This is a genomic window from Sulfurimonas sp. (genome assembly GCF_028694895.1).
In the GTDB taxonomy this organism is placed as follows: Bacteria; Campylobacterota; Campylobacteria; order Campylobacterales; family Sulfurimonadaceae; genus Sulfurimonas.
On sequence record NZ_JAQVKA010000145.1, the window covers coordinates 1 to 2,996 of the forward strand.

The 2,996-nt window shown below is 34.8% G+C and carries 5 protein-coding genes; all 5 read left to right on the plus strand.

Annotation, left to right across the window (positions count from 1 at the left end; genetic code table 11):
- Window positions 1-202: tRNA pseudouridine(13) synthase TruD (gene truD / locus PHI38_RS09985; RefSeq protein WP_299855705.1), on the plus strand; the 202-nt coding region annotated here is incomplete at its 5' end.
- 78 nt (window positions 203-280) lie between these two features.
- A complete protein-coding gene (locus PHI38_RS09990) occupies window positions 281-955 on the plus strand; it encodes a F0F1 ATP synthase subunit A (protein WP_299855708.1) in 675 nt (224 codons plus the stop codon).
- Between the two features lie 12 nt (window positions 956-967).
- Window positions 968-1,231: a hypothetical protein gene (locus tag PHI38_RS09995; RefSeq protein ID WP_299855710.1), complete on the plus strand. Its 264-nt coding sequence runs from the start codon at window positions 968-970 to the stop codon at window positions 1,229-1,231.
- Window positions 1,232-1,233: 2 nt separating this feature from the next.
- Window positions 1,234-1,629 (plus strand): hypothetical protein, encoded by a 396-nt coding sequence (locus PHI38_RS10000; protein ID WP_299855712.1) that lies wholly within the window; start codon window positions 1,234-1,236, stop codon window positions 1,627-1,629.
- Window positions 1,630-1,760: 131 nt separating this feature from the next.
- A partial coding sequence (gatB, locus tag PHI38_RS10005; protein ID WP_299855714.1) for an Asp-tRNA(Asn)/Glu-tRNA(Gln) amidotransferase subunit GatB occupies window positions 1,761-2,996 on the plus strand: 1,236 nt, incomplete at its 3' end.

Genomic DNA, 2,996 nt, shown 5'->3' on the forward strand with positions numbered 1-2,996 from the left:
CTTGCAAGAAAAAGGCCAAAGAAGAGAGGCTCTTATATATCCAAGCGATATTGAGTGTAAGTTTGTAAAAAAAGAAACTATGTTAAATATCTCTTTTTCTCTACCAAAAGGCTCTTATGCAACTGTATTTTTAGAGAGCATTGCAGGAAAAAACTACACTGCAAAAGATGTAAAACAGGACAAAAGTAAAAAAAGTAGGTAAAAAGCTTGCTTTATTATAAAAGTTTAATCCTATTTTTACTATAATCACACAATTTTTACGAGACAAGGGAGTACACCTATGGGTGAATTGTTCACATTTTTCGGTCTAATTTCTCACGATAAGACATTTATCTATATGACACACATGTTACTAGCAGCAGGTATTGCGCTCGTGCTTGTTAGAATGGCTATGTCAAATCTTAAAATGGTTCCAACTGGAACTCAAAATGTAATGGAAGCATATATCTCTGGCGTTTTAAAGATGGGATCTGATGTTATGGGGCAAGAAGCTGCTCGTCGTTACCTTCCTTTAGTTGCAACTATTGGCCTTTTTGTAGGTATCGCTAACTTAATCGGAGTTGTTCCAGGTTTTGAAGCTCCTACTGCATTTTTAGAGTTTGCATTTACACTTGCTCTTACTGTATTTATCTACTACAACTTTGAGGGTATCCGTCGTCAAGGTGTTGTTAAGTACTTTAAACACTTTCTAGGACCTGTTTGGTGGTTATACTGGTTAATGTTCCCAATCGAGATAGTTTCTCACTTCTCTCGTTTAGTATCGCTTAGTTTCCGTCTTTTTGGAAATGTTAAGGGTGATGATATGTTCTTGATGGTTATCTTGATGTTAGCACCATGGGTTCTTCCAATGATTCCATACGCACTTCTTACATTTATGGCATTTTTACAAGCATTCATTTTCATGATGCTTACGTATGTTTATCTTGGTAGTGCTGTAACAATCGAAGATCACTAAGCTTTTTCCATTATGCAAAAAGAGAAATTCGATAGAATTGTTAGCTTTTTGCTTGGAGCATCTTGGGCGATAGTCATCTTTGGTGCTCTTATAACATTTCAAATCTTCTCTTTTCTAGACTTTTCACTAGCTCTTTTTATTACAATAACCTTTATAGTCATTTCACTCTTTTTAATCTTAGCATTAGATGCTTTCTCAATTAATAGAGAAAAATATTATGAGATGAAAAAGCAGAGTGAACTCTTAGATAAAATCCTCTCTAAAGATACCAAATAAACTTGAGCAAAAAACAAATCTCACTTCTTTTTACACTTCTTCTAGCCTTTTTATATATCTTCTTTGAAAATGATTTAACTCTCAACCAACAAGAGCAGAGCGTTAAAAAAAATGAAAAATATTATCAAAGTAAAATGTGTCAAGAGCTTGGCGGGAAGATGGAGTATATATTAACTGATAAAACAAGAGTAGATTGTTTAACTAATGAGTACGCCATAGAGGTAGATTTTGCTCAAAAATGGGCAGAAGCGATAGGACAATCTCTTTATTATGCTCATATGACAGGTAAGAGGCCAGCTATTGGATTTATAGTTGGAGATGGTGATGAGAGATATATAAAAAGAGTAAGAACAGTTGCAGATAAGTTTGATATAAAAATAATACTACTGCAAAAATAGCGTTACTATAATTTTTTTGCTTTGTGCAAAAAGCCTATATTATCTATGTTTTAGACTCTGTTTATGAAACTTAAAAGCATTAATTGGGTAAAATCCAGCACAATCTTAATACTCTTTTATCAAGGAAATATATGTTTGAAACAGTTATCGGACTTGAAGTCCACGTTCAACTAAACACTAAAACTAAACTTTTTTGCTCATGTCCAACGAGTTTTAATCACAAACAAAATATTAATACATGTCCAACTTGTTTAGCACTCCCAGGTGCACTTCCTGTACTTAACAAAGAGGTGCTTCATAAATCTATAATGTTTGGCTCGGCAGTTGATGCTACTATAAATAAAACATCATATTTTGATAGAAAAAGTTACTTCTATCCAGACTCTCCATCTGCTTATCAGATTACACAACTTTATACTCCAGTTGTAGAACATGGAAAATTGCGTATAGATTTCGAGGATGGAGGGCATAAAACTATTCGTATAAATCGTGCTCACATTGAAGCTGATGCTGGAAAGAACATACATGATGGAGCTATCTCAAAGGTAGACTTAAACCGTGCTGGAACTCCTCTCTTAGAGATAGTTTCAGAGCCTGACATGAGAAATGCTGAGGAAGTTACACTATATCTTAAAAAACTTCACTCAATAATTCGCTATCTTGATATCGGTGATGCAAATATGCAAGAGGGTTCATTCCGTGTGGATGTTAACGTATCTATCCGTCCAAAGGGTGATGAGAAATTATATACTCGTGTGGAGATTAAAAATATAAATAGTTTTAGATTTATCCAAAGAGCTATAGAGCTTGAAGTTGAGCGTCAAAGTGATGCTTGGGAAGATGGCACATATGAGAGTGAGATAGTTCAAGAGACACGTCTTTTTGACCAAGTAAGACAAGAGACGCGTTCTATGCGTGGAAAAGAAGAAGCTGCTGATTATCGTTATTTTCCAGAGCCTGATTTACTAAAAACTGTTGTAACGCAAGAGATGTTAGAGAAATACTCTAAGATTCCAGAGCTTCCAGATGAGAAGATGGCGCGTTTTGTAAAAGATTATGAGATGAATGAGTATAGTGCTAGTGTTTTAACTTCTGCTATAGAGATGGCTCACTATTTTGAGAGTATGATGCAAGAGGGTATTAGCGCTAAAAACGCTCTTACATGGCTTACTACAGAGCTTCAAGGCAGATTTAAGGGAGAGGTAAATATATCAAACTCTCCAGTTGATGCTAAAAAATTAGCTCTTTTAGTAAAAAGAATAGAAGATGGCACGATAAGTGGAAAAGCGGCTAAAGATGTACTTGATTATCTTATGCAAAATAGTGTTGATGTAGATAGCGCGATTGACACATTAGGACTTAAACAA

Bases quoted from the DNA above. Each gene is read 5' to 3' on its own strand.
- PHI38_RS09990 (WP_299855708.1), top strand. From the start codon at position 281: ATGGGTGAATTGTTCACATTTTTCGGTCTAATTTCTCACGATAAGACA.
- PHI38_RS09995 (WP_299855710.1), top strand. From the start codon at position 968: ATGCAAAAAGAGAAATTCGATAGAATTGTTAGCTTTTTGCTTGGAGCA.